The sequence below is a fragment of the Aeromonas sp. s6 genome, assembly GCF_040907815.1.
GTDB classification, from domain to species: Bacteria; Pseudomonadota; Gammaproteobacteria; order Enterobacterales; family Aeromonadaceae; genus Aeromonas; species Aeromonas caviae.
Genome location: NZ_JBFOCN010000029.1, coordinates 14,118 through 35,297, shown reverse-complemented (window position 1 = coordinate 35,297; position 21,180 = coordinate 14,118). Strand labels below are relative to the sequence as shown.

At 60.6% G+C, this 21,180-nt stretch carries 22 protein-coding genes; 16 read left to right on the top strand and 6 right to left on the bottom strand.

The annotated features are described in order from the left end of the window. Positions 1–8: 8 nt before the first annotated feature. A complete protein-coding gene (locus tag AB5Y50_RS03690) occupies positions 9–254 on the bottom strand; it encodes a hypothetical protein (RefSeq protein WP_041201636.1) in 246 nt (81 codons plus the stop codon). Positions 255–370: 116 nt separating this feature from the next. Here AB5Y50_RS03690 and AB5Y50_RS03685 point away from each other — a divergent pair, with 116 nt between their 5' ends. Then, entirely contained in the window at positions 371–1,690 is a 1,320-nt protein-coding gene (locus tag AB5Y50_RS03685; RefSeq protein ID WP_043154769.1) for an MFS transporter, read from the top strand. A gap of 68 nt (positions 1,691–1,758) precedes the next feature. Here AB5Y50_RS03685 and ahpF read toward each other — a convergent pair whose 3' ends face one another. From ahpF to AB5Y50_RS03670, 3 genes are all read right to left on the bottom strand, one after another. Continuing rightward, complete coding sequence (ahpF, locus tag AB5Y50_RS03680) at positions 1,759–3,345, bottom strand: alkyl hydroperoxide reductase subunit F (RefSeq protein WP_010675075.1); 1,587 nt, start codon at positions 3,343–3,345, stop codon at positions 1,759–1,761. A 142-nt stretch (positions 3,346–3,487) separates the two neighbouring features. Further along, positions 3,488–4,054, bottom strand: a complete 567-nt coding sequence (ahpC, locus tag AB5Y50_RS03675; protein WP_010675074.1) for an alkyl hydroperoxide reductase subunit C — start codon at positions 4,052–4,054, stop codon at positions 3,488–3,490. A gap of 629 nt (positions 4,055–4,683) precedes the next feature. Beyond that, positions 4,684–5,130: a CBS domain-containing protein gene (locus tag AB5Y50_RS03670; RefSeq protein WP_010675073.1), complete on the bottom strand. Its 447-nt coding sequence runs from the start codon at positions 5,128–5,130 to the stop codon at positions 4,684–4,686. Between the two features lie 211 nt (positions 5,131–5,341). Here AB5Y50_RS03670 and queA point away from each other — a divergent pair, with 211 nt between their 5' ends. From queA to nlpI, 7 genes are all read left to right on the top strand, one after another. Beyond that, positions 5,342–6,409 carry a tRNA preQ1(34) S-adenosylmethionine ribosyltransferase-isomerase QueA gene (gene queA, locus AB5Y50_RS03665; protein ID WP_010675072.1) on the top strand — a complete coding sequence of 356 codons (1,068 nt, stop codon included), beginning with the start codon at positions 5,342–5,344 and terminating at the stop codon, positions 6,407–6,409. Between the two features lie 118 nt (positions 6,410–6,527). After that, a complete protein-coding gene (gene tgt, locus AB5Y50_RS03660; protein WP_010675071.1) occupies positions 6,528–7,664 on the top strand; it encodes a tRNA guanosine(34) transglycosylase Tgt in 1,137 nt (378 codons plus the stop codon). A gap of 50 nt (positions 7,665–7,714) precedes the next feature. Then, positions 7,715–8,050, top strand: a complete 336-nt coding sequence (gene yajC, locus AB5Y50_RS03655) for a preprotein translocase subunit YajC (RefSeq protein WP_010675070.1) — start codon at positions 7,715–7,717, stop codon at positions 8,048–8,050. An 18-nt stretch (positions 8,051–8,068) separates the two neighbouring features. Then, entirely contained in the window at positions 8,069–9,922 is a 1,854-nt protein-coding gene (gene secD / locus AB5Y50_RS03650) for a protein translocase subunit SecD (RefSeq protein WP_029314697.1), read from the top strand. 9 nt (positions 9,923–9,931) lie between these two features. Then, positions 9,932–10,879 carry a protein translocase subunit SecF gene (gene secF, locus AB5Y50_RS03645; protein ID WP_010675068.1) on the top strand — a complete coding sequence of 316 codons (948 nt, stop codon included), beginning with the start codon at positions 9,932–9,934 and terminating at the stop codon, positions 10,877–10,879. A 100-nt stretch (positions 10,880–10,979) separates the two neighbouring features. Next, a complete protein-coding gene (locus AB5Y50_RS03640; RefSeq protein WP_010675067.1) occupies positions 10,980–11,348 on the top strand; it encodes a rhodanese-like domain-containing protein in 369 nt (122 codons plus the stop codon). Between the two features lie 90 nt (positions 11,349–11,438). Beyond that, positions 11,439–12,371 carry a lipoprotein NlpI gene (nlpI, locus tag AB5Y50_RS03635; protein ID WP_280520777.1) on the top strand — a complete coding sequence of 311 codons (933 nt, stop codon included), beginning with the start codon at positions 11,439–11,441 and terminating at the stop codon, positions 12,369–12,371. 75 nt (positions 12,372–12,446) lie between these two features. Here nlpI and AB5Y50_RS03630 read toward each other — a convergent pair whose 3' ends face one another. Both AB5Y50_RS03630 and AB5Y50_RS03625 read right to left on the bottom strand, forming a co-directional pair. Further along, entirely contained in the window at positions 12,447–13,319 is an 873-nt protein-coding gene (locus AB5Y50_RS03630) for a U32 family peptidase (RefSeq protein WP_010675065.1), read from the bottom strand. A 12-nt stretch (positions 13,320–13,331) separates the two neighbouring features. After that, the gene (locus tag AB5Y50_RS03625) at positions 13,332–14,327 is read right to left on the bottom strand and encodes a peptidase U32 family protein (RefSeq protein ID WP_010675064.1); all 996 of its coding nucleotides are present in this window, start codon (positions 14,325–14,327) and stop codon (positions 13,332–13,334) included. A 188-nt stretch (positions 14,328–14,515) separates the two neighbouring features. Here AB5Y50_RS03625 and AB5Y50_RS03620 point away from each other — a divergent pair, with 188 nt between their 5' ends. From AB5Y50_RS03620 to hscA, 8 genes are all read left to right on the top strand, one after another. Then, complete coding sequence (locus AB5Y50_RS03620) at positions 14,516–15,028, top strand: SCP2 domain-containing protein (protein ID WP_029314693.1); 513 nt, start codon at positions 14,516–14,518, stop codon at positions 15,026–15,028. Between the two features lie 190 nt (positions 15,029–15,218). Continuing rightward, on the top strand, positions 15,219–15,953 hold the full coding sequence (trmJ, locus tag AB5Y50_RS03615) for a tRNA (cytosine(32)/uridine(32)-2'-O)-methyltransferase TrmJ (protein ID WP_010675062.1): 735 nt from the start codon (positions 15,219–15,221) through the stop codon (positions 15,951–15,953). 93 nt (positions 15,954–16,046) lie between these two features. Further along, positions 16,047–16,550 carry a Fe-S cluster assembly transcriptional regulator IscR gene (gene iscR / locus AB5Y50_RS03610; RefSeq protein WP_025327241.1) on the top strand — a complete coding sequence of 168 codons (504 nt, stop codon included), beginning with the start codon at positions 16,047–16,049 and terminating at the stop codon, positions 16,548–16,550. Positions 16,551–16,602: 52 nt separating this feature from the next. Next, positions 16,603–17,817 (top strand): IscS subfamily cysteine desulfurase, encoded by a 1,215-nt coding sequence (locus AB5Y50_RS03605; protein ID WP_010675060.1) that lies wholly within the window; start codon positions 16,603–16,605, stop codon positions 17,815–17,817. Between the two features lie 54 nt (positions 17,818–17,871). Next, the gene (gene iscU / locus AB5Y50_RS03600; RefSeq protein WP_010675059.1) at positions 17,872–18,255 is read left to right on the top strand and encodes a Fe-S cluster assembly scaffold IscU; all 384 of its coding nucleotides are present in this window, start codon (positions 17,872–17,874) and stop codon (positions 18,253–18,255) included. 15 nt (positions 18,256–18,270) lie between these two features. After that, positions 18,271–18,594 carry an iron-sulfur cluster assembly protein IscA gene (gene iscA, locus AB5Y50_RS03595; RefSeq protein WP_010675058.1) on the top strand — a complete coding sequence of 108 codons (324 nt, stop codon included), beginning with the start codon at positions 18,271–18,273 and terminating at the stop codon, positions 18,592–18,594. A gap of 190 nt (positions 18,595–18,784) precedes the next feature. Continuing rightward, entirely contained in the window at positions 18,785–19,303 is a 519-nt protein-coding gene (gene hscB, locus AB5Y50_RS03590) for a co-chaperone HscB (RefSeq protein WP_010675057.1), read from the top strand. A gap of 28 nt (positions 19,304–19,331) precedes the next feature. Beyond that, the gene (hscA, locus tag AB5Y50_RS03585; protein WP_010675056.1) at positions 19,332–21,179 is read left to right on the top strand and encodes a Fe-S protein assembly chaperone HscA; all 1,848 of its coding nucleotides are present in this window, start codon (positions 19,332–19,334) and stop codon (positions 21,177–21,179) included. Position 21,180 lies beyond the last annotated feature (1 nt).

Genomic DNA, 21,180 nt, shown 5'->3' with positions numbered 1-21,180 from the left:
GGGCGGTATCAGCCCTGATCGATGCTGAGAATGGCCATGGCCTTGGCCAGGGTATCGACCGATTCCTGATGCTTGCCCGCGTTGTGCAGGGTCTCTCCGTCCGCCCTCAACTGCTTCACCTCGGCCAGTTGCTCGGCACTGAGGGCGGGGCCTGCGGCCAGGGCGTCGTCTATCTTCTTCATGTCCATGGGGCAGTGGAAGGCGAGGGCGCTGCCGCAAAAGAGCAGGGCGGCCAACAACAGCATGAGTCTCATCTTTCGGATCTCCATGTGGGGTTCCCGTCAAGCATAGCCCCGCAGGGGGAGGGCATTCGGGTTGAAGGGGGCGGGAGGCAGGGGCTACCATGACCCTTTTATTGCGAGGAGGCTCCATGGCACTGACAAGGTTGCTGTCCCCCCTGACCAGTCTGGTGATCTTCATTCTGGGTCACGGTCTGTTCAATACCCTGCTGACGGTGCGTCTCTCCGCCGAGCAGGTGTCCGCCCAGGCCATCGGTCTGGTGTCGGCTGCCTATTTCGGCGGCCTGGTGCTGGGGACCTTCATCAATGCCCGCCTCATCACCCGGGTGGGGCATATCCGGGCCTATGCGGCTTATGCCTCCCTGCTCTGTTTTCTGTTTCTGCTGCACGGCATGGTGGTGGAGCCTGTCACCTGGGCGGCGCTGCGGCTGATCGGGGGGTTTGCCACCGGCGGCCTGTTCGTGGTGCTGGAGTCCTGGATGCTGGTCTCAAGCACCCCGGCGAACCGGGGGCGGTTGATGTCCCTCTACATGATCCTGCTGTACGGCTCACTCGCCCTGGGCCAGCTGCAGCTCAAGCAGGTGGACCCCATGGTGCTGACGCCGTTCGCCCTGTGCGCCATGGCGGCGACTCTCTCCGTGGTGCCTCTGGCTCTCTCCCGAGTGGCGACGCCGGCCATGGTGGCACCCCAGCCGGTGGGAATGCTGGAGCTGGTGCGCCTCACTCCGGCGGGAATGGGCAGCAGCTTTACCTCGGGCCTCATCCTCGGGGCCATCTATGGGCTGTTGCCGCTCTATTTCACCGACAGCGGTGCCTCCCTCTCCCAGGTGGCGGACATGATGGCGCTGGTGATCCTGGGGGGGATGTGTCTGCAATATCCTATCGGACGTGCATCTGATCGTTACGACAGACGGTTGGTGATCCTGCTGCTCTGCGCCCTGCTGACCCTGATCGCGTTGTGGATGGTGCTGCTGCCGGAGCCCTGGCGTGAGCCAGTCGAGGGGACTCTTGTCTTCCTGCTGGGGGGCATGGCGTTCTCCATCTATCCCTTGAGCCTCAGCCATGCCTGCGATGAACTGCGCCCGGATCAGGTGCTGGGGGCAAACCAGGGGTTGCTGCTTGCCTACAGCCTGGGGGCCATGACGGGTCCGCTGCTGGCCCCCTTTACCATGGCAACGTTCGGACCACAGGGGCTGTTCGTCTACTTTGCCCTGTGCGGTCTGCTGCTGTCGGCCTATCTCGGCTGGCGCAGGCGTAAGCGAGCCCCCATTCCGCTGACGGAGCATCAGGTTTTCATACCTGTGCCCCCCAACACCCCCATGACGGCGGAGCTGGAGCCAAGAACGGATCTGGAAGGGGAGGCAGTGCCGGCGAGCTATGCCGTGCCTGATGCAGAAGAGAGAGCGGTGAGTGAAGAGGGGCAGGAGAGGGACGCGCCGCAGGGGCGCTGAAGGCTGGCGACCCAACGACAGGGATAAAAAAACCGACTCCAGGGAGTCGGTTTTTTGTTGGGCGGTTATCAGGCGGTCACGGCATCGGCCTGGGTAGCTTGTGCTTCCGGCGCCGGGTTGCGAATGAGGTAATCAAACGCACCCAGGGCGGCGGTAGCACCTGCCCCCATGGAGATGATGATCTGCTTGAACGGTACCGTGGTGGCATCCCCTGCGGCATAGACGCCGGGCAGGGAGGTGGCACCCTTGGTGTCGATCTCGATTTCGCCAAAGCGGGTCAGGGCCACTTCGCTCCCCTTGAGGAACTCGGTGTTCGGCACCAGACCGATCTGGACGAAGATGCCGGCCACCGCCAGATGCTTGATCTCGCCGGTAGTGCGATCTTCGTAGTCCATGCCCACCACCTTGCTGCCGTCGCCGATCACTTCGGTGGTGCGGGCGCTCATGATGATGTCGATATTGCCCATGGAACGGGCCTTCTTCTGCAGCACATCGTCGGCACGCAGAGTATCGGCGAACTCCACCACGGTGACGTGCTCGACGATGCCGGCCAGATCGATGGCAGCCTCGATGCCGGAGTTGCCGCCACCGATCACCGCCACGCGCTTGCCCTTGAAGAAGGGGCCGTCACAGTGGGGGCAGTAGGCCACACCCTTGGTACGGTACTCGAGTTCACCCGGCACGTTCAGGTCGCGCCAGCGGGCACCGGTCGCCAGGATCACGGCGCGGCTCTTCAAGGTGGCACCGGAGGCGAGGTCCACGTTGACGTAACCATCCTTGCTGATGGCGGCGGCGCGCTGCTCGGTGATCACTTCCACGCCGTACTGCTTCACGTGCTGCTCCAGGCTGGCGGCCAGCTTGGGGCCCTCGGTGTAGGGCACGGAGATGAAGTTCTCGATGCCGACGGTGTCCATCACCTGGCCACCGAAACGTTCGGCGACAATGGCGGTGCGAATGCCTTTGCGGGCGGCATAGATGGCCGCGGCGGCGCCGGCTGGGCCACCGCCCACCACCAGCACGTCATAAGGCGCTTTTTCGCTCAGCTCTTGCGCCTTGCGCTCGGCAGCGCCGGTGTCGAGTTTGGCAACGATCTCTTCCAGCGAGATGCGGCCCTGGCTGAACGGCTGACCGTTCAGGTAGACGTTCGGGACCGCCATGATTTGACGCTCGTTCACCTCATCCTGGAACAGGGCACCGTCGATCATGGTGTGGGTGATGCCGGGGTTCAGGGTGGACATCAGGTTCAGGGCCTGTACCACGTCCGGACAGTTGTGGCAGGAGAGTGAAATATAGGTCTCGAAGTGGAACTCGCCCTTGAGGTTCTTCACCTGCTCCAGCACGGCCGGATCGGCCTTGGAGGGGTGACCGCCGCTTTGCAGCAGGGCGAGCACCAGGGAGGTGAATTCATGACCCATGGGAATGCCGGCAAAGTGCACGCGCGGGGCCTGGCCCTGGGGCGCGATGCTCATGGAAGGCTTGCGGGTATTGGTGCCATCGGTCAGGGAAATTTTGGGGGACATCTCGGCAATCTCGCTGGCCAATGCCAGGAGTTCGGCGGATTTGTCGCTGTCATTGCCGGACACGCTGATCTCGATGGGATTGACGATGTACTGCAAGTAACCGTTGAGTTGTTGTTTGAGGTTGGTATCTAACATGGTCGAATTCCTTCTTGCTGAATGCGGGTCGGCACGATGACCGGATACAGAAAACAGAGGTCCACACAGCAGACCGGCGCATTTTCTGAGGGCCGTAAACAAGACCGGCCCTTGAACGGGCCGGTCTTCAGAGCGGGGAGGCTTAGATTTTGCCTACCAGATCCAGGGACGGGGCCAGGGTGGCGTCGCCTTCTTTCCACTTGGCCGGGCACACTTCACCCGGGTGGGAAGCAACGTACTGGGCAGCCTTGACCTTGCGCAGCAGTTCCAGTGCGTCACGGCCGATGCCGCCAGCGTTGATTTCAACGATCTGGATGACCCCTTGCGGGTCGATGACGAAGGTACCGCGGTCAGCCAGGCCAGCTTCTTCGATCATCACGCCGAAGTTGCGGGTGATGGTGCCGGTGGGGTCGCCGATCATCGGGTACTGGATCTTCTGGATGGTGTCAGAAGTGTCGTGCCAGGCCTTGTGGGTGAAGTGGGTGTCGGTGGAGACGGCGTAGATCTCGACGCCCAGCTTCTGGAATTCGGCGTAGTTGTCGGCCAGGTCGCCCAGCTCGGTCGGGCAGACGAAGGTGAAATCAGCCGGGTAGAAGAACACCACGGACCACTTGCCTTTCAGGTCAGCGTCAGACACCTGAACGAATTTGCCATTGTGGTAGGCGGTGGCGTTGAACGGCTTGATTTCAGTGTTGATGTAGGTAGACATGTATTTGCTCCTTGGTGATGTACATATGCCTGTCTGGTGTTGAAGAGTCGTGCCAGACGAGGCGCTTAACTTTCGATGGAGTCATCATAGTGACTTTTTCTAATCGGTCAAAGCCACAATTTTGAATCACATAAATCTATTTATTAGATAGACCATCACAACTGTACCTAACATGAATATCTCAGGCCTTCGGAGATAACTCATTGTCGAAGTTCAATTTCTGTCCTGCATGTCACATTTTCAAGGGCTGGGCCGGATTTGTTTTCATTGCGTGAGCAGAGAAGGGGGCAGACGAGGCGGCGCAGTAGAAAAAAGAGGGATAAAAAAATCCCGGCGCAGTCGCACAGACAGGGCCGGGTCATCAAACAAGGAATGGCGATAAATATGCTTTACAGCAAAGACTAACTACGGGGTGTGCAAACTTGCAGACATATGAAGAGAAGATGGCGGGTGCACAATCCTCATCTCCTCTTCGGCAACCATTGCATAGTGGGCATCATAGTGTGATGAATGTCACAACGCAAGTTTTGTGGTGTAATTTTACAGTCAAATTGAAAGTGTTTCACTTAAATAGCCGTTAAATTAGGCTTAAAACGCTTTTATTGTAATTTTATTACAGAATTTTAAGATCAAAAGTCGGTTGGGGGCTCCTGCTCCTCCATCAGCTCCAGCAGATTGATGGCCACGGCGATGAAGTCCGACTCGGTGACGATGCCAACCAGCTTGCGCCCCTTGAGTACCGGCAGACAGCCATATTTGTGGCGCTGCAGATACAGGGCCGCCTCCTTGATGCCGGCGTGGGGATCCACGCTCGCCACCTGACGAGTCATGATCTCGTCGAGCTGGACGCTGTCGGTGAACTCCGCCTCCCGCTCGGGGTTGATCAGCAGCAGCTTGGATTCACGGGTGGCCAGGATGTCCGAGAGGGTGACCAGACCAAGCAGATGCTGGTGTTCATCGACGATGGGAACGTGACGGATCCGCTCCTGCTGCATCAGCTCCATCGCCTGCTTGACGCTGTTTTCCGGACCCAGGGTAAAGGGGTGTTCAGTCATGATCTCGGAGAGGGTCATCATGGTGGGCCTCCTTGTGTGTCTGCTTCCACCCTAGCCCAGCCCCCGTCGCCAGAACATGATCGGGGTCAATACAAAACCTTAAAGGTTTTTTAACGGGCCCAGCCTCACAAAATGGCCCGCTATCCCTTGTCTTCCTTGGGTTTTTAGTCTTTTGGGTTGCCTTGGAAGAGGGGGATAACTAGACTAGCCGCCGATTCCCCCGAGGTGAAAGATGCAAGTATCCGATTTTCATTTTGATCTGCCAGACGAGCTGATTGCCCGCTATCCCATGGCGGAGCGTACCGCTAGCCGCCTGCTGCAGCTCGATGGTCAAACCGGCGCCCTGCGCCACGGTCATTTTGTCGATGTGCTTGACCAGCTCAACCCCGGCGATCTGCTGGTGTTCAACAATACCCGTGTCATTCCGGCCCGCATGTTTGGCCAGAAGGCCAGCGGCGGCAAGCTGGAGGTGTTGGTGGAGCGCATTCTGGACGAGCACAGCGTGCTGGCGCACGTCCGCTCGTCCAAGTCCCCCAAGCCAGGTACCCGCCTCCTTCTGGATGGCGGTGCCGACGGCGTGCCCGTCGAGGCCGAGATGCGTGCCCGTCACGACGCTCTGTTCGAGATCCACTTCCTGGACCCGCGCCCTGTGCTGACCATTCTGGATGCCATCGGCCATATGCCGCTGCCTCCCTATATCGACCGTCCCGACGAGGATGCCGACAAGGAGCGCTACCAGACCGTCTACAACCAGAAGCCGGGTGCCGTGGCGGCGCCGACCGCCGGTCTGCACTTCGACGAGCCGCTGCTCGAGCAGATCCGTGCCAAGGGCGTGGAGATGGCCTTCGTGACCCTGCACGTGGGGGCGGGCACCTTCCAGCCGGTGCGCGTCGACAAGATTGAAGATCACCACATGCACTCGGAATACGCCGAAGTGCCCCAGGAGGTGGTGGATGCCATCGCGGCGACCCGCGCCCGCGGCGGTCGGGTGGTTGCGGTGGGGACCACGTCGGTGCGATCCCTCGAGAGTGCGGCCAAGGCGACCCTGGCCCAGGGCAAGCCGCTGGCGCCCTTCTTCAATGACACCGACATCTTCATCTTCCCCGGTTACGAGTTCCAGGTGGTCGATGCCATGATCACCAACTTCCACCTGCCCGAATCCACCCTGATCATGCTGGTCAGCGCCTTTGCCGGCTATGACAACGTGATGGCCGCCTATCAGGCCGCCGTGGCGGGACAGTACCGTTTCTTCAGCTACGGGGACGCCATGTTCGTCACCCGTCGCCGGGTGCAGGGTTAAGCCTTGCCCTTCAGAAGTCGTTCAGGCTCTGCTTGTCAGTATGCCGGCCGGCTTCATATTACCGGGCCCCTCGGGCCCTTTGTTGTCAGACTGTTTCTCTGACTGAATAGAGGTAGCAATGAAATTTGAATTGAAAACCACCGATGGGCGTGCCCGTCGCGGTCAACTGGTGTTCGAGCGTGGCGTGGTCCAGACCCCGGCCTTCATGCCGGTCGGCACCTACGGCACCGTCAAGGGGATGACACCGGAAGAGGTGCGTGAGACCGGTGCCCAGATCCTGCTTGGCAACACCTTCCACCTCTGGCTGCGCCCGGGTCAGGAAGTGATGCGCGCCCACGGCGATCTGCACGACTTCATGAACTGGCAGGGGCCCATCCTGACCGACTCCGGTGGTTTCCAGGTGTTCAGTCTGGGGCACATCCGCAAGATCACCGAGGAGGGGGTGCACTTCCGTCATCCCATCAACGGCGAGAAGATCTTCCTCGACCCCGAGAAGTCCATGGAGATCCAGTACGATCTGGGTTCCGACATCGTGATGATCTTCGACGAGTGCACCCCGTACCCGGCCACTTACGAGGAAGCGCGCAAGTCCATGGAGATGTCCCTGCGCTGGGCCAAGCGTTCCCGTGACAAGTTCGATGCACTCGGCAACAAGAACGCCCTGTTCGGCATCATCCAGGGTTCTGTCTACGAACCGCTGCGGGATGTGTCGCTGGACGGTCTCCTTGAGATCGGCTTCGACGGTTACGCGGTCGGCGGTCTTGCCGTGGGTGAGCCCAAAGAGGACATGCATCGCATCCTTGACCATGTCTGCCCGAAAATTCCGGCCGACAAGCCGCGCTACCTGATGGGGGTGGGCAAGCCGGAGGATCTGGTGGAAGGGGTGCGCCGCGGTATCGACATGTTCGACTGCGTGATGCCGACCCGCAACGCCCGCAACGGTCATCTCTTTACCACCGATGGCGTGGTCAAGATCCGCAACGCCAAGTACCGGGAAGACACCAGCACCCTGGATGCGGACTGCGATTGCTACACCTGCAAGAACTACACCCGTAGCTATCTGTACCATCTGGACAAGTGCAACGAGATCCTCGGTGCCCGTCTGAATACCATCCACAACCTGCGTTATTACCAGCGCGTGATGCAGGGTTTGCGGGACGCGATCGAGCAGGGTAAATTAGACGACTTTGTAACTGAGTTTTACCGTCGGCAAGGGAAGCCTGTGCCTCCACTGGCTGAAAATGACGTGAAATAACAACGACATATAAGTTAGTATTCAAATCTACATCAATAAGAGGTTGTTAAATGAGCATTATCTCCAAGGCGTATGCAGAAGGCGCGGCTCCGGCAGCACAGGGTGGTGGCATGGAAATGATCATCATGCTGGCCGTGTTCGGTCTCATCTTCTACTTCATGATCTACCGTCCCCAGGCCAAGCGTGCCAAGGAGCATCGCAATCTGATGAGCTCCCTCTCCAAGGGCGACGAAGTGCTCACTTCCGGTGGCCTGGTCGGCAAGATCGCCAAGGTTTCCGCCGACAGCGACTACATTGTGCTGGCCCTGAACGATCAGACCCAGGTCACCATCAAGCGTGACTTCGTCTCTGCCGTTCTGCCCAAGGGTTCTATCCAGTCCCTCTAATCTCCCGAGGAGCACAGCGTGTTAAATCGCTATCCGCTGTGGAAATACCTGATGGTGATCGTCGTGATCGCCATCGGTTTTCTATATGCAGCCCCCAATCTTTACGGCGAAGACCCGGCCTTGCAGGTCTCTGCCAGCCGTGGTGCCGAAGTCAAACTAGAAACCCTCGATCAGGTGAAGGAAACCCTCGACGAGGCGAAGATCCCGGTCAAGCATGCGGCGTTCGAGCACGGCTTCATCCTGATCCGTTTCAACAACACCGAAGACCAGCTCAAGGCGCGCGACATCGTGGCCAACAAGCTGGGCGACAATTTCATCACCGCCCTCAACCTGGCACCGTCGACCCCCGCCTGGCTTGAGGCCATCGGCGCGGCGCCCCTGAAGCTCGGTCTTGACCTGCGGGGCGGTGTGCACTTCCTGATGGAAGTGGACATGGCCGAAGCGCTGGCCAAGCAGCAGGAACAGATGGTGCAGGATTTCCGCGCCGAGCTGCGCACCCAGAAGATCCGCTACTCCGGTGTACGCCGGGTCGGGGATCAGGTGCAGGTGGTCTTCCGTGACGAGGCCGATCAGGCCAAGGCACTCTCCTTCCTGCGTCGCCAGAATGCGGATCTTGTCTTCACCACCGACCAGAAAGGGGATGACTTCATCCTGCTGGCCAGTCTGAGCGAAGCCAAGGTCAAAGAGGTGAAGAAGTATGCCCTCGAGCAGAACATCACCATCATCCGCAACCGGGTGAACGAACTGGGTGTGGCCGAGCCGTTGGTCCAGCAGCAGGGCGGCGAGCGTATCATCGTCGAGCTGCCGGGGATCCAGGACACCGCCCGTGCCAAGGAGATCCTGGGGGCCACCGCGACCCTGGAGTTCCACATGGTCGATGAGGCTGCCGATATCCAGGCCGCTGCCGCAGGCCGCGTGCCGCCGAGCTCCAAGGTCTACAACGATCGCAACGGTCGTCCCGTGGTACTGCAAAAGCGCGTGATCCTGACCGGTGACCACATCGTGGGTGCCCAGTCCGGTTTCGATGAATACAGCCGTCCCCAGGTCAACATCAAGCTCGATGGTCAGGGTGGCAACAAGATGGCCAACTTTACCAAGGACAACGTTGGCAAGGGCATGGCGACCGTCTTCATCGAGTACAAGCCGGTGGGGCAGCCTGGTCCGGACGGCAAGCGCAAGTTCCGCAAGCAGGAGGAGGTGATCAACGTCGCCACCATCCAGTCTCGCCTGGGTAGCCAGTTCCGCATCACCGGGATCGACAACGCCAACGAAGCCCACAACCTGGCGCTGCTGCTGCGTGCCGGTGCCCTGATTGCCCCCATCCAGATCGTCGAAGAGCGCACCATAGGCCCGAGCCTGGGTCAGCAGAACATCGACAGCGGGATGGAAGCCATCGGCTGGGCCATGCTGGTGATCGTGCTCTTCATGGGGATCTACTACCGTGCCTTCGGCTGGGTGGCCAATCTGGCGCTGACCATGAACCTGGTGCTCATCGTCGGTATCATGTCGATGATCCCGGGGGCCACCATGACCCTGCCGGGCATCGCCGGTATCGTGTTGACGCTGGGGATGGCGGTGGATGCGAACGTGCTGATCTACGAGCGTATTCGTGAAGAGATCCGCAATGGTCGCGGGGTGCAGCAAGCCATTCACCTGGGCTTTGATCGCGCCTTCTCCACCATCGCCGACTCCAACATCACCTCGCTCATCACCTGCGTGATCCTGTTCGGTATCGGTACCGGTGCCATCAAGGGCTTCGCCCTGACCCTCGGGATCGGCCTGACGGCGTCCATGTTCACTGCCATCACGGTATCCCGCGCCATCATCAACCTGGCCTGGGGTGGACGGCGCATCGACAAGCTGCCGATCTAAGGAAGAGACATGTTTCAAATTCTACATTTTGAAAAGCCCATCCCCTTCATGCGTTTCGCCAAGCTGGGTATGGTCCTCTCTGCTCTGGTAACGGTGCTCGCCCTCTACGTTCTGTACGATCGTGGCCTGAACTGGGGGCTGGACTTCACCGGCGGTACCACCATCGAGGTGGGGTTCCAGCAGTCGGTGAGCCTGGACAAGATGCACGAGGCGCTGGATCAGCAGAAGATTGACGGGGCGACCCTGCAGTTCTTCGGCTCCAGCCGTGATGTGCTGGTGCGCATGGCCCCCCAAGAGGGCGTCAAGGTCGAGCAGCAGGGCAACGAGGTCCTGGCGGCCGCCAAGCTGGTCGACGAGAGCGCCGTGCTCAAGCGTGTCGAGTTCGTCGGTCCCTCCGTGGGTGACGAGCTGGCCACCGACGGTGCCCTGGCCATGCTGGCCTCCATCATCTGTATCCTGATCTACGTGGCGGTGCGCTTCGAGTGGCGTCTGGCCACGGGGGGCATCCTCTCCCTGGCTCACGACGTGATCATCACCCTCGGCATCTTCGCCTACTTCCAGTACGAGTTCGACCTGACCGTGCTGGCGGCGCTGATGACGCTGGTGGGGTACTCCCTGAACGACACCATCGTCGTGTTCGACCGGGTGCGGGAGAATTTCCGCAAGGTACGCCGTGGGGACACCGCGGAGATCATGGATCTCTCCATGACCGAGACCCTGAGCCGGACCATCATCACCTCGGGGTTGACCTTCGTGGTGGTGGTGGCGCTGCTGCTCAAAGGCGGGCCTCTGATCCACGGTTTCTCCATCGCCATGGTGATCGGGGTGGCCTTCGGGACCTACTCCTCCATCTATGTGGCGAGCGCCTCAGCCATGTTCCTCGGGATCAAGCGGGAGCACATGCTGCCGACCCAGGTGGAAAAAGAGGGCGCGGATCAGCAAGAGATCCTGCCGTAACAGACAAGGGCGCCGCAAGGCGCCCTTTCTCTTGTGGCCGGGGTGAGTCATGATGCTCCCCACAACCCAGCATCCATTACCCAAAGCAAGGAGCAAGCCCATGCAACACAATCCCCGTTTTCTGGCCCTGGTAGAGGTCATCCGCCCGCAGGTGCAGGAAACCGATGTGCACCAGATCAAGCGCTGGCAGGATGAGGGCCGAGCATTTCATCTGATCGACGTGCGCGAAGAGAGCGAGTGGGCCAGGGGCCATCTGCCGGGGGCCACCTATCTCGGGCGCGGGGTGATAGAGCGTGACATCGAGACCCGGTATCCGGATCCCGACACCGAACTCTACCTCTATTGTGGTGGGGGATTTCGCTCCATCCTGGTGGCGGATAACCTGCAGAAGATGGGTTATTCCCGGGTCGTCAGCGTCGATGGAGGCTTTCGCGGCTGGAGCGATGCCGGATACCCTGTCGAATCCTGATTTATTTGAGGGAGAGGGGCTGCGCCACATGACAAACGGCCCCGTGATCTTTACCATATGCGGGGTCAAGCGTAAGCGTCGGAGTGTTCATTGAACGTCAGGATAGGGATTGGATACCTCACGGGTATCCTGTTGTTGCTCCCCTTGTGGGGTTGCAGCAGTAGCAGTCAGGTAAAAGCGCCTCAAGTTCCCAAGCCGCAACCCGCTTCACTGGTATTGGCGACCCCCTTGCAGGTCTCCTACCAGAGCGAGTTGGCGTTGGCGCGACTCGGGCAGATGCTCAGTGAAATGGAATTGACGACCGAACAGCGGGCAGAACTCTTCTATGAGCGTGCCGTGGTGTTTGACCGGGTGGGCTTGCGTTCCCTGGCGCGACTCGACTTCAACCGCGCCCTGCGGGAGAAGCCGGATTTTGCCGAGGCCTACAACTTCATCGGTGTCTATCTGGTTCAACAGCAGAACTACGACGAGGCCTATGAGGCGTTCGACTCCGCTCTGGAGCTCGCCCCGGATTACGACTACGCCTATCTCAACCGGGGAATCGCGCTCTATTACGGCAATCGCCCCGAGCTTGCCGCGGCGGATATGAAGCGCTTCTACGAGGCGCAACCAGAAGACCCTTATCGGGTGATCTGGCTCTATCTGGCCGAGCAGAAGCTCAACGGACCGGCGGCCATGAGCCGGATGCGCGAGCGGCTCAACAAATATGACGACGACGCCTGGAACTGGGATCTGGTGCGCCTCTATACGGGCGACATCAATGCCACCCAGTTGATGAGCAACGTGGTGAAAGGGGTCAAGGACAACAGGGAGCTCGCCGAGCGCCTGTGCGAGACCTACTTCTACCTCGGCAAGTTCGAGCTGGCCAAGGGTAACCGCAAGGAAGCCATCAGCTACTTCAAGCTGGCGCTGGCCAACAACGTCTATGACTTCATCGAGCATCGCTATGCCTTGCTGGAGCTGGAACTGATGGCGCGCAAGCCCCAGCCACCCGGAGCCCAGGGCAAGAGCGGCAAAGCGTGACTAAACGGGTTTGAACCCCATGAAAAAGGCCTCTTGACGAGGCCTTTTTGCTGTCTGGTGACACGGGTTGTACCGCTACTCCACCAGGCTCATGCCGGGGATCTGGCGCCAGTAACCGTTGCAGTCCCGCTCCTGCTGCAGGGGCAGGGGGGCCATCCCCTGTTCGTTGGCCTTGAAGCGCTCCAGCATCGTCAGGGTCTCCATGCCTTCGGGCGAGAGGCGCACCACATCCACCAGCCCCTCCATCCCCTTGAGCTCGTTGCCCAGGTTGTAGCAGTAACCGGACTGAGTCTGGATGCCGTTGAGGTTGAACACCTTCTGCCCCTCGCGGCTGCTGGCAAGTCGGCCGGTGGGGTAGTGGATGCAGGCCAGTTCGCAGTTGTCCTTGGGCCGGTCGAGGGAGCGGGCGGTGAAGCAGCGTGCCGAGTAGGCGAGCGGCAGATGACCATAGGCGAACACCTCCACCTCGAACTGCTGGCGCTCCCTGCCCAGATCCTGATTGAGCTGCATCAGCCAGTCGCGGGAGAGCTCCACCGGCATCACCCAGCGCTGCATTCCCTGTTTGAGCAGCATGCGCAGCACGTCGGCGTTGTAGGCGTTGATGGCGGGGCCGCAGACGAACGGCAGCCCGGCTTCACTGGCGAGCTGGACGGCCCCCAGATCGTTGGCCTCGATCATCAGCGCGCCGTTGTCGACCAGCCGCTTGACCTCCTTGAGCTCGGAGGGGGCAGAGATCAGCGCCAGCGTGGAGAGCACCGCCTGCCTGCCGGAGCCCGCCACCTGACGGGCGAGGGCAATCCAGTCATCCACTTTCAGTTCGCGCCGCTTGCTGCAGACGGTTTCCCCCAGATAGACGATGTCGGCCTGGCTGGCGGCGGCCGCCTGATAGAAGGCCTGGGTGTCGGCCTTGGGCCAGTAGAAGAGCAGGGGGCCGAGAGAGAATTTCATGAACAGGGCTCCTTATTGCCACTGGCGATGATAGGCACCGAGGGTGGTCTGGCTCCCCTCGGAGACGCGGGCGAGCTGGGCATCCCACTCAGCCTTGACTTGATAGGCCTCGGGGTTGGCCTGATAGGCGTCGATGGCGGCGCGCCAGACCCGGGTCACCTGCTCCACATAGGCGGGGCTGCGCTGGCGCCCCTCGATCTTGACCGACTGGATGCCGGTCTGGAACAGCTCGGGCAACAGGCCGAGGGTGTTGAGGCTGGTGGGCTCCTCCAGCGCGTGATAGGTCTGGCCATCCACCTCGAAGCGGCCCTTGCACAGGGTCGGGTAGCCGGCATTTTCCCCCGGGCCGTAACGATCGATCAGCACCTCGTTGAGGCGGGATTCGAGGCCGCTCGGGGTCTCCTCCCAGCGTACGAACTTGGCCGGTGAGCAGGCGCCGACGGTGTTGGGGCTCTCGCCGGTCATGTAGGAGGAGAGGTAGCAGCGCCCCTCCGCCATGATGCAGAGGCTGCCGAAGGCGAACACCTCAAGGCCGACGTCGGTCTCGCGGGCCAGCTGCCTGACCTGATGCATGGAGAGCACCCTCGGCAGCACCACCCGGCCGACGTTGAAGTGCTGCTGGTAGAAGCGGATGGCAGCGGCGTTGGTGGCGCTGGCCTGGACCGAGACATGCAGCTCCATGTCGGGATGGCGGCGGCTGGCATAATCGAGCACGGCGAGATCGGCGATGATCAGGGCATCGGCACCGAGCGCCACCCCTTTGTCCACGGCCTGCTTCCAACGGGCATCGGAGCCCGGGTGGGCAAAGGTATTGATGGCGATGTGCAGCTTGCGGCCATGCTGGTGGACATAGTCAACCGCTCTTTCCAGCTTGCTGTCGGTGAAGTTGAGCCCGGCGAAATGGCGGGCGTTGGTGTCATCCTTGAAGCCGATGTAGACCGCATCGGCCCCGTTATCCACGGCTGTCTTCAGTGCCGGCAGGCTGCCTGCCGGGCAGAGTAATTCCATCGGGTACGCTCCGAGAGGGCAAAAATGCAAAGTGGCCCGATTGTATTCATGCTTGCCCTCCCGCTTTTTGACCTGAGGCAGCTTTAGGTGGCTTTACCCTTCTTGAGGTAAGTGGACACAAGTTTGATTTTCAACAGGATCTTGCCGAAGGGGCTGTGCTTGAATGCGCAAAAAACTGGGAGTTTATCGTGTTTCAACATCTGCAACGTCGCCTGGTCGAACAGGCACCCCGTCTCTTGCGCCACCCCCTCAAGCTGGTGCCCTTCCCGCTGCAACAAAACCTGATGGAGGCCCTGCTGGGCAGGGTGTTCCGGGAGGCCATCGAAGAGGGGGAATTTGCGTTTCTTGCGGGCAAGTGGCTGAAAGTGGAAGTCAGCGATCTGGGGCTATGCTGGTTTATCAGCGAGCGGGAGGGAAAACTGGTGGTGGCAAGGAAGTGTGAGCACGCCGATGTCTGTTTCAGCGGCAATAGCCAGGATCTTGTTCTGATCGCCGGGCGCCGTGAAGACCCGGATTCCCTCTTCTTCCAGCGCCGGCTGAAGATAGAGGGGGATACCGAGTTGGGCCTGGAGGTGAAAAATCTGATGGACAGCCTGGATCTGGACGGGCTGGGATTGATGAAATACCCCTTGATGGATCTGGCGACCTTTATCGAGCGGGCCCGCGAGACGCACGTGCCCACTGCCGCGACAATGAGCTGAGCCGTTTTCTTGCCCGAGTGCTGCGGAACAGGTGAACTTGAGCCGCAGTACCCCACTGTCAGCGTGACCACGCAGGGTGGGGATGTATCATCTGCCTGTTTGTGCAGAAATGCCTGGTCGGAAGCGGTGCCAAAATAGCGATTGGTTATGTTACAATTGCGCGCCATTTTTGACTGAAGATTGACTGGGCATGTTGGATCAGATTCGTATCGTGTTGGTAAACACCTCTCACACCGGCAACATGGGATCCGCGGCGCGGGCCATGAAGACCATGGGGCTGACTCAACTGGTGCTGGTCGATCCCCAGGCCCAGCCTGATGAGGAGGCCGTCGCCCTGGCGGCGGGGGCCAGCGATATCCTGGCTCGCGCCCGAATCGTGCCGACCCTGGACGAGGCCATTGCCGACTGTGGTCTGGTCATCGGCACCAGTGCCCGTTCCCGGACCTTGAGCTGGCCCATGCTGGATCCCCGTGAAGCGGGCGAGAAGCTGGTTGCCGAGGGCATGGAGCACCCGGTCGCGCTGGTGTTTGGCCGTGAACGCGCCGGCCTCACCAATGACGAACTGCAAAAATGCCACTTCCATGTGGCCATTCCCGCCAATCCAGAATACAGCTCCCTCAATCTGGCCATGGCAGTGCAGACCCTTTGTTACGAGGTGCGGATGCGCTGGCTGGAAGTACAGAACCAGGAGCATTCGGCCCCGGAGGATGAGCGGGTCGAGTACCCCAGCGCCCAGCAACTGGAAGGGTTTTATCAGCATCTGGAGCAGACGCTGCAAAAGACGGGGTTCATTGCCGATGACCATCCAGGCCATGTGATGAGCAAACTGCGTCGTCTGTTCAATCGGGCCAGACCCGAAGCGGTGGAGTTGAACATCCTGCGGGGCATTCTCACCTCTGTCCAGAAGTCCAGGGCACAGGATTAATCCCGACTGATTTACTCAAGCATATACTTGACTGATTTAGTCGGGTATGTGACCATATGCCACATATTGATTGGTTCGCAAACGGTAAGGCATATGAGACTGACCTCAAAAGGACGTTACGCGGTGACAGCCATGCTCGACGTGGCGTTGCATGCAGAGCAGGGGCCTGTGCCCCTGGCTGATATTTCAGAGCGCCAGGGCATCTCCTTGTCCTATCTGGAACAACTGTTTGCCCGTCTGCGCAAGCATGGTCTGGTGAGCAGCGTACGTGGTCCCGGTGGCGGCTATCGCCTCGGTCTGGCCCCTGGCGAGATCTCGGTCGGTCAGGTGATCACCGCGGTCGATGAATCGGTCGATGCGACCAAGTGCCTCGGCAAAGGGGGCTGCCACGGTGGTACCCAGTGCCTGACCCACTCTTTGTGGCGGGATCTGAGCGAGCGCATCTCCAGCTTCTTGGGGGATATCACCCTGGCCGAGCTGGTTGGTCAGGCCGATGTGCGCCGTATCGCCGGCAAGCAAGATGAACAAATGAAGACCGTGTTGTCCCTGGTTGATCGGGCCGAACGCGGTGATGTGAGCTTGAAAGTCCAACTATAAACGTGCTTTCCACGACGAGTCGCTGTGTGACCCCGTCGTAACGGAGAAAAAGATGAAACTGCCTATTTACCTTGATTATTCGGCAACCTGTCCGGTGGACCCGCGTGTCGCAGAAAAAATGATGCAGTGCCTCACCATGGACGGCCTGTTCGGCAACCCAGCCTCCCGTTCCCACCGTTTCGGCTGGCAGGCCGAAGAGGCGGTGGATCTGGCCCGTAATCAAGTGGCAGAGCTGATCGGCGCGGACCCGCGCGAGATCGTCTTTACCTCCGGTGCGACCGAGTCCAACAACCTGGCCATCAAGGGCATCGCCCATTTCTACGCCGGCAAGGGCAAGCACATCGTCACCTCCAAGACCGAGCACAAAGCCGTGCTGGATACCTGCCGCCAACTTGAGCGGGAAGGCTATGAGGTGACCTACCTCGAGCCCATGCCCAATGGCCTGTTCACTCTAGAGCAGATCGAAGGCGCCCTGCGTGATGACACCATCCTGGTCAGCATCATGCACGCCAACAACGAGATCGGGGTGGTGCAAGACATTGCTGCCATCGGCGAGCTGTGCCGTTCCCGCAAGATCCTGCTGCACGTGGACGCCGTCCAGAGCGTGGGCAAGATCCCGGTCGACGTGGAAGCGCTCAAGGTTGATCTGCTCTCCATGTCCGCCCACAAGGTATACGGCCCGAAAGGCATTGGCGCCCTGTATGTGCGCCGCAAGCCCCGTGTTCGTCTGGAAGCCCAAATGCACGGCGGTGGCCACGAGCGCGGCATGCGCTCCGGTACCCTGGCAACCCACCAGATCGTCGGCATGGGGGAAGCCTTCCGCATCGCCAAGGAAGAGATGGCGAGCGAGAGCCAGCACATCATGGCCCTGCGCCAGCGTCTGTGGGATGGCATCAAGAACATCGAAGAAGTCTATATCAACGGGGATCTGGATCAGCGTGTACCGGGTAACCTGAACGTCAGCTTCGCCTATGTGGAAGGGGAGTCCCTCATCATGGCACTGAAGGATCTGGCGGTCTCTTCCGGTTCTGCCTGTACCTCGGCCAGCCTGGAACCTTCCTACGTGCTGCGCGCCCTGGGTCTGAACGACGAGCTGGCACACAGCTCCATCCGTTTCAGCATCGGTCGCTTCACCACCGAAGAAGAGATCGACTACGCAATCAAGCTCATCTGCGACTCCATCGGTCGTCTGCGCGAGATGTCCCCCCTGTGGGAGATGTTCAAGGATGGCGTCGATCTGAACACGGTCGAATGGGCACATCACTGATCCTTGCCAGCATGGCAAGGGTCTGGTGAACAACGGAATTAGCAGGAGTTAGATATGGCTTACAGTGAAAAAGTAATCGACCACTACGAGAATCCCCGCAACGTCGGTGGTTTTGACAAGAACGATCCCAGCGTCGCCACCGGCATGGTCGGTGCACCGGCCTGTGGTGACGTCATGAAGCTGCAACTGAAGATCAGCGACGATGGCATCATCGAAGATGCCAAGTTCAAGACCTACGGCTGTGGTTCCGCCATCGCCTCCAGCTCCCTGGTGACCGAGTGGGTCAAGGGCAAGACCCTGGACGAAGCGGCCGGTATCAAGAACACCGACATCGCCGAAGAGCTGGCGCTGCCGCCGGTGAAGATCCACTGCTCCATTCTGGCGGAGGATGCCATCAAGGCCGCCATCGCCGATTACAAGCAGAAGAAAGGTCTTTAAGGTCCGGAGAGCAGTATGGCCATAACCATGACAGATGCCGCAGCGGCGCGGGTTTCCTCCTTCATGATCAACCGGGGCAAGGGTATCGGCCTGCGCCTCGGCGTCAAGACGACCGGCTGTTCTGGCCTTGCCTATGTGCTCGAGTTCGTGGATGAGCTGGCTGCCGAGGATCAGGTGTTCGAGCAGAAAGGCGTCAAGATCATCGTGGATGCCAAGAGCCTGATCCACCTGGATGGCACCGAGCTGGACTTCGTGAAGGAAGGCCTCAACGAGGGCTTCCAGTTCAACAACCCGAATGCCAAGGGCGAATGTGGTTGTGGCGAAAGCTTCAGCGTGTAAGTGGTTCGATTGACCGATCGCCCATGTTTGCAACGCCTCGCAGCCACAAGGGTGAGCCCTGTTGCGGCGAGTCTCTTGTGATCAACACCTTGCTCATCAACACAGTGGTGTGGACGCCAGTCCATGCCACTGCTTTCAAGTTCAAGACGAGTGTGGTTGCACTCCCAGCGCTATTGTCTGAGGACGAAGGATGAATCATTTCGAGCTGTTCGGGCTGGCTGAGGGCTTCGAGCTCGATACTCGCCAACTGGCTGACACCTATCGTCAGCTGCAGACCCAGTTCCATCCCGATCGTTTTGCGACTGCCCCCGAGCGGGAGCAGCTTGCTGCCGTGCAGCGTGCTGCCCAGATCAACGATGCGTTTACTACCCTCAAGGCCCCCTTGCGCCGAGCCGAGTACCTGCTCTCCTTGCGGGGCACCGATATTCGCGGCGAGCAGCAGACACTGCAAGATCCTGCCTTTCTGATGCAACAGCTGGAGTGGCGAGAGCGGCTGGCTGATCTCAAGGGCGATGCCGACCCTGAGGGGGCCATCAAGGATTTTCGCCAGGAGATCAGGCATGATCACCAGGCGTTGATGCAACGGCTGACCGACTCTCTCACCAGGGGTGAGGATCTGCAGGCGGCGGATTGCGTTCGCAAGCTCAAATTTGTCGACAAGCTCCTCGAGGAGCTGGAACGATTCGAAGACTCGCTGTTCGAGTCTTGACCCTCTAACGCAGGAATTGTGATTACCCATGGCATTACTGCAAATTGCCGAGCCAGGCCAGAGCGCCGCACCTCACCAGCATAAACGTGCCGTCGGCATCGATCTTGGCACCACCAACTCCTTGGTCGCCGCCGTGCGCAGCGGCCAGGCCGACACCCTCTGTGACGAGCAGGGGCGTGATCTGCTGCCTTCCGTGGTCCATTACCAGGCCGATACCATCCGGGTTGGCTTCGATGCCAAGCGTGAGGCGGCCCTCGATCCCCACAACACCATCGTCTCGGTCAAGCGGATGATGGGCAAGGCGCTGGCCGACATCGATACCCGCCAGCAGCCTTACGAGTTCGTGGCTACCGAGACGGGCATGCCCCAGTTGCGGACCCGCCAGGGGCTGGTCAATCCGGTGCAGGTCTCGGCCGAGATCCTGAAAAAACTGGCCGAGCGCGGTGCCGCGTCCCTCGGGGGAGATCTCGACGGCGTGGTCATCACGGTGCCCGCCTATTTTGACGATGCCCAGCGTCAGGGTACCAAGGACGCGGCCAGACTGGCCGGTCTGCACGTACTGCGGTTGCTCAACGAACCCACGGCGGCCGCCATCGCCTATGGCCTCGACTCAGGCCAGGAAGGGGTGATCGCCGTCTATGACCTGGGTGGCGGAACCTTCGATATCTCCATCCTGCGCCTGCATCGCGGGGTGTTTGAGGTGATGGCCACCGGTGGCGACTCGGCACTCGGTGGTGACGATTTCGACCATCTGCTGGCGGACTGGCTCAAAGAGCAAGCCGGGTTGTCCGGTCAGCTCGATGCCCGTACCCAGCGCGAGTTGCTGGATGCGGCGGCCAGCATCAAGCACGGCCTCACCGATGCCGATGCCGTTGTCTGCGCCTTTGCCGGCTGGCAGGGTACCGTCACCCGCAGCCAGTTTGACGAGCTGATCCAGCCCCTGGTCAAACGCACCCTGCAGGCCTGTCGGCGCGCCCTGCGCGATGCGGGTCTCGAGCAGGAAGAGGTACTGGAAGTGGTGATGGTCGGCGGCTCGACCCGGGTGCCGCTGGTGCGCGAGCGGGTGGGCGAGTTCTTCGGCCGCACGCCATTGACCAGCATCGACCCCGACAAGGTGGTGGCCATCGGTGCCGCCATCCAGGCCGACATCCTGGTGGGCAACAAGCCTGATGCCGAGATGCTGCTGCTGGACGTCATCCCGCTTTCCTTAGGGTTAGAGACCATGGGCGGCCTTGCCGAGAAGGTGATCCCGCGCAATACCACCATTCCGGTGGCCCGCGCCCAGGAGTTCACCACCTTCAAGGATGGCCAGACCGCGATGGCGATCCACGTGGTGCAGGGGGAGCGCGAGCTGGTGGCGGATTGCCGCTCCCTGGCCCGCTTCACCCTGACCGGCATTCCGCCCATGGCGGCCGGCGCCGCCCATATTCGCGTCACCTTCCAGGTGGATGCGGACGGTCTGCTGTCGGTCAGCGCCATGGAGAAATCCTCCGGCGTGCAGGCCGAGATCCAGGTCAAGCCCTCCTACGGGCTGGGTGAGGATGACATCCTCAACATGCTGAGCGCCTCCATCGCCAATGCCCAGCAGGACATGGACGCCCGCATGCTGGCGGAGCAGCAGGTCGAGGCCGACCGGGTGGTTGAGAGCCTCAACGCCGCCCTGGCCGCCGATGGCGAGGCGTTGCTGAGCCCCACCGAGCGGGCCGAGCTGGATGCCGCCATCGCCCATCTGCTGACTATGCGCAGCACGGGCACCACCAATCAGATCAAAGAGGCCATCGAGGCGGCGGACGCTGCCAGTGGCGAATTTGCAGCCCGCCGGATGGATGCCTCCATCCGCAAGGTACTGACCGGACAAAACGTCAACAAGGTGTGAT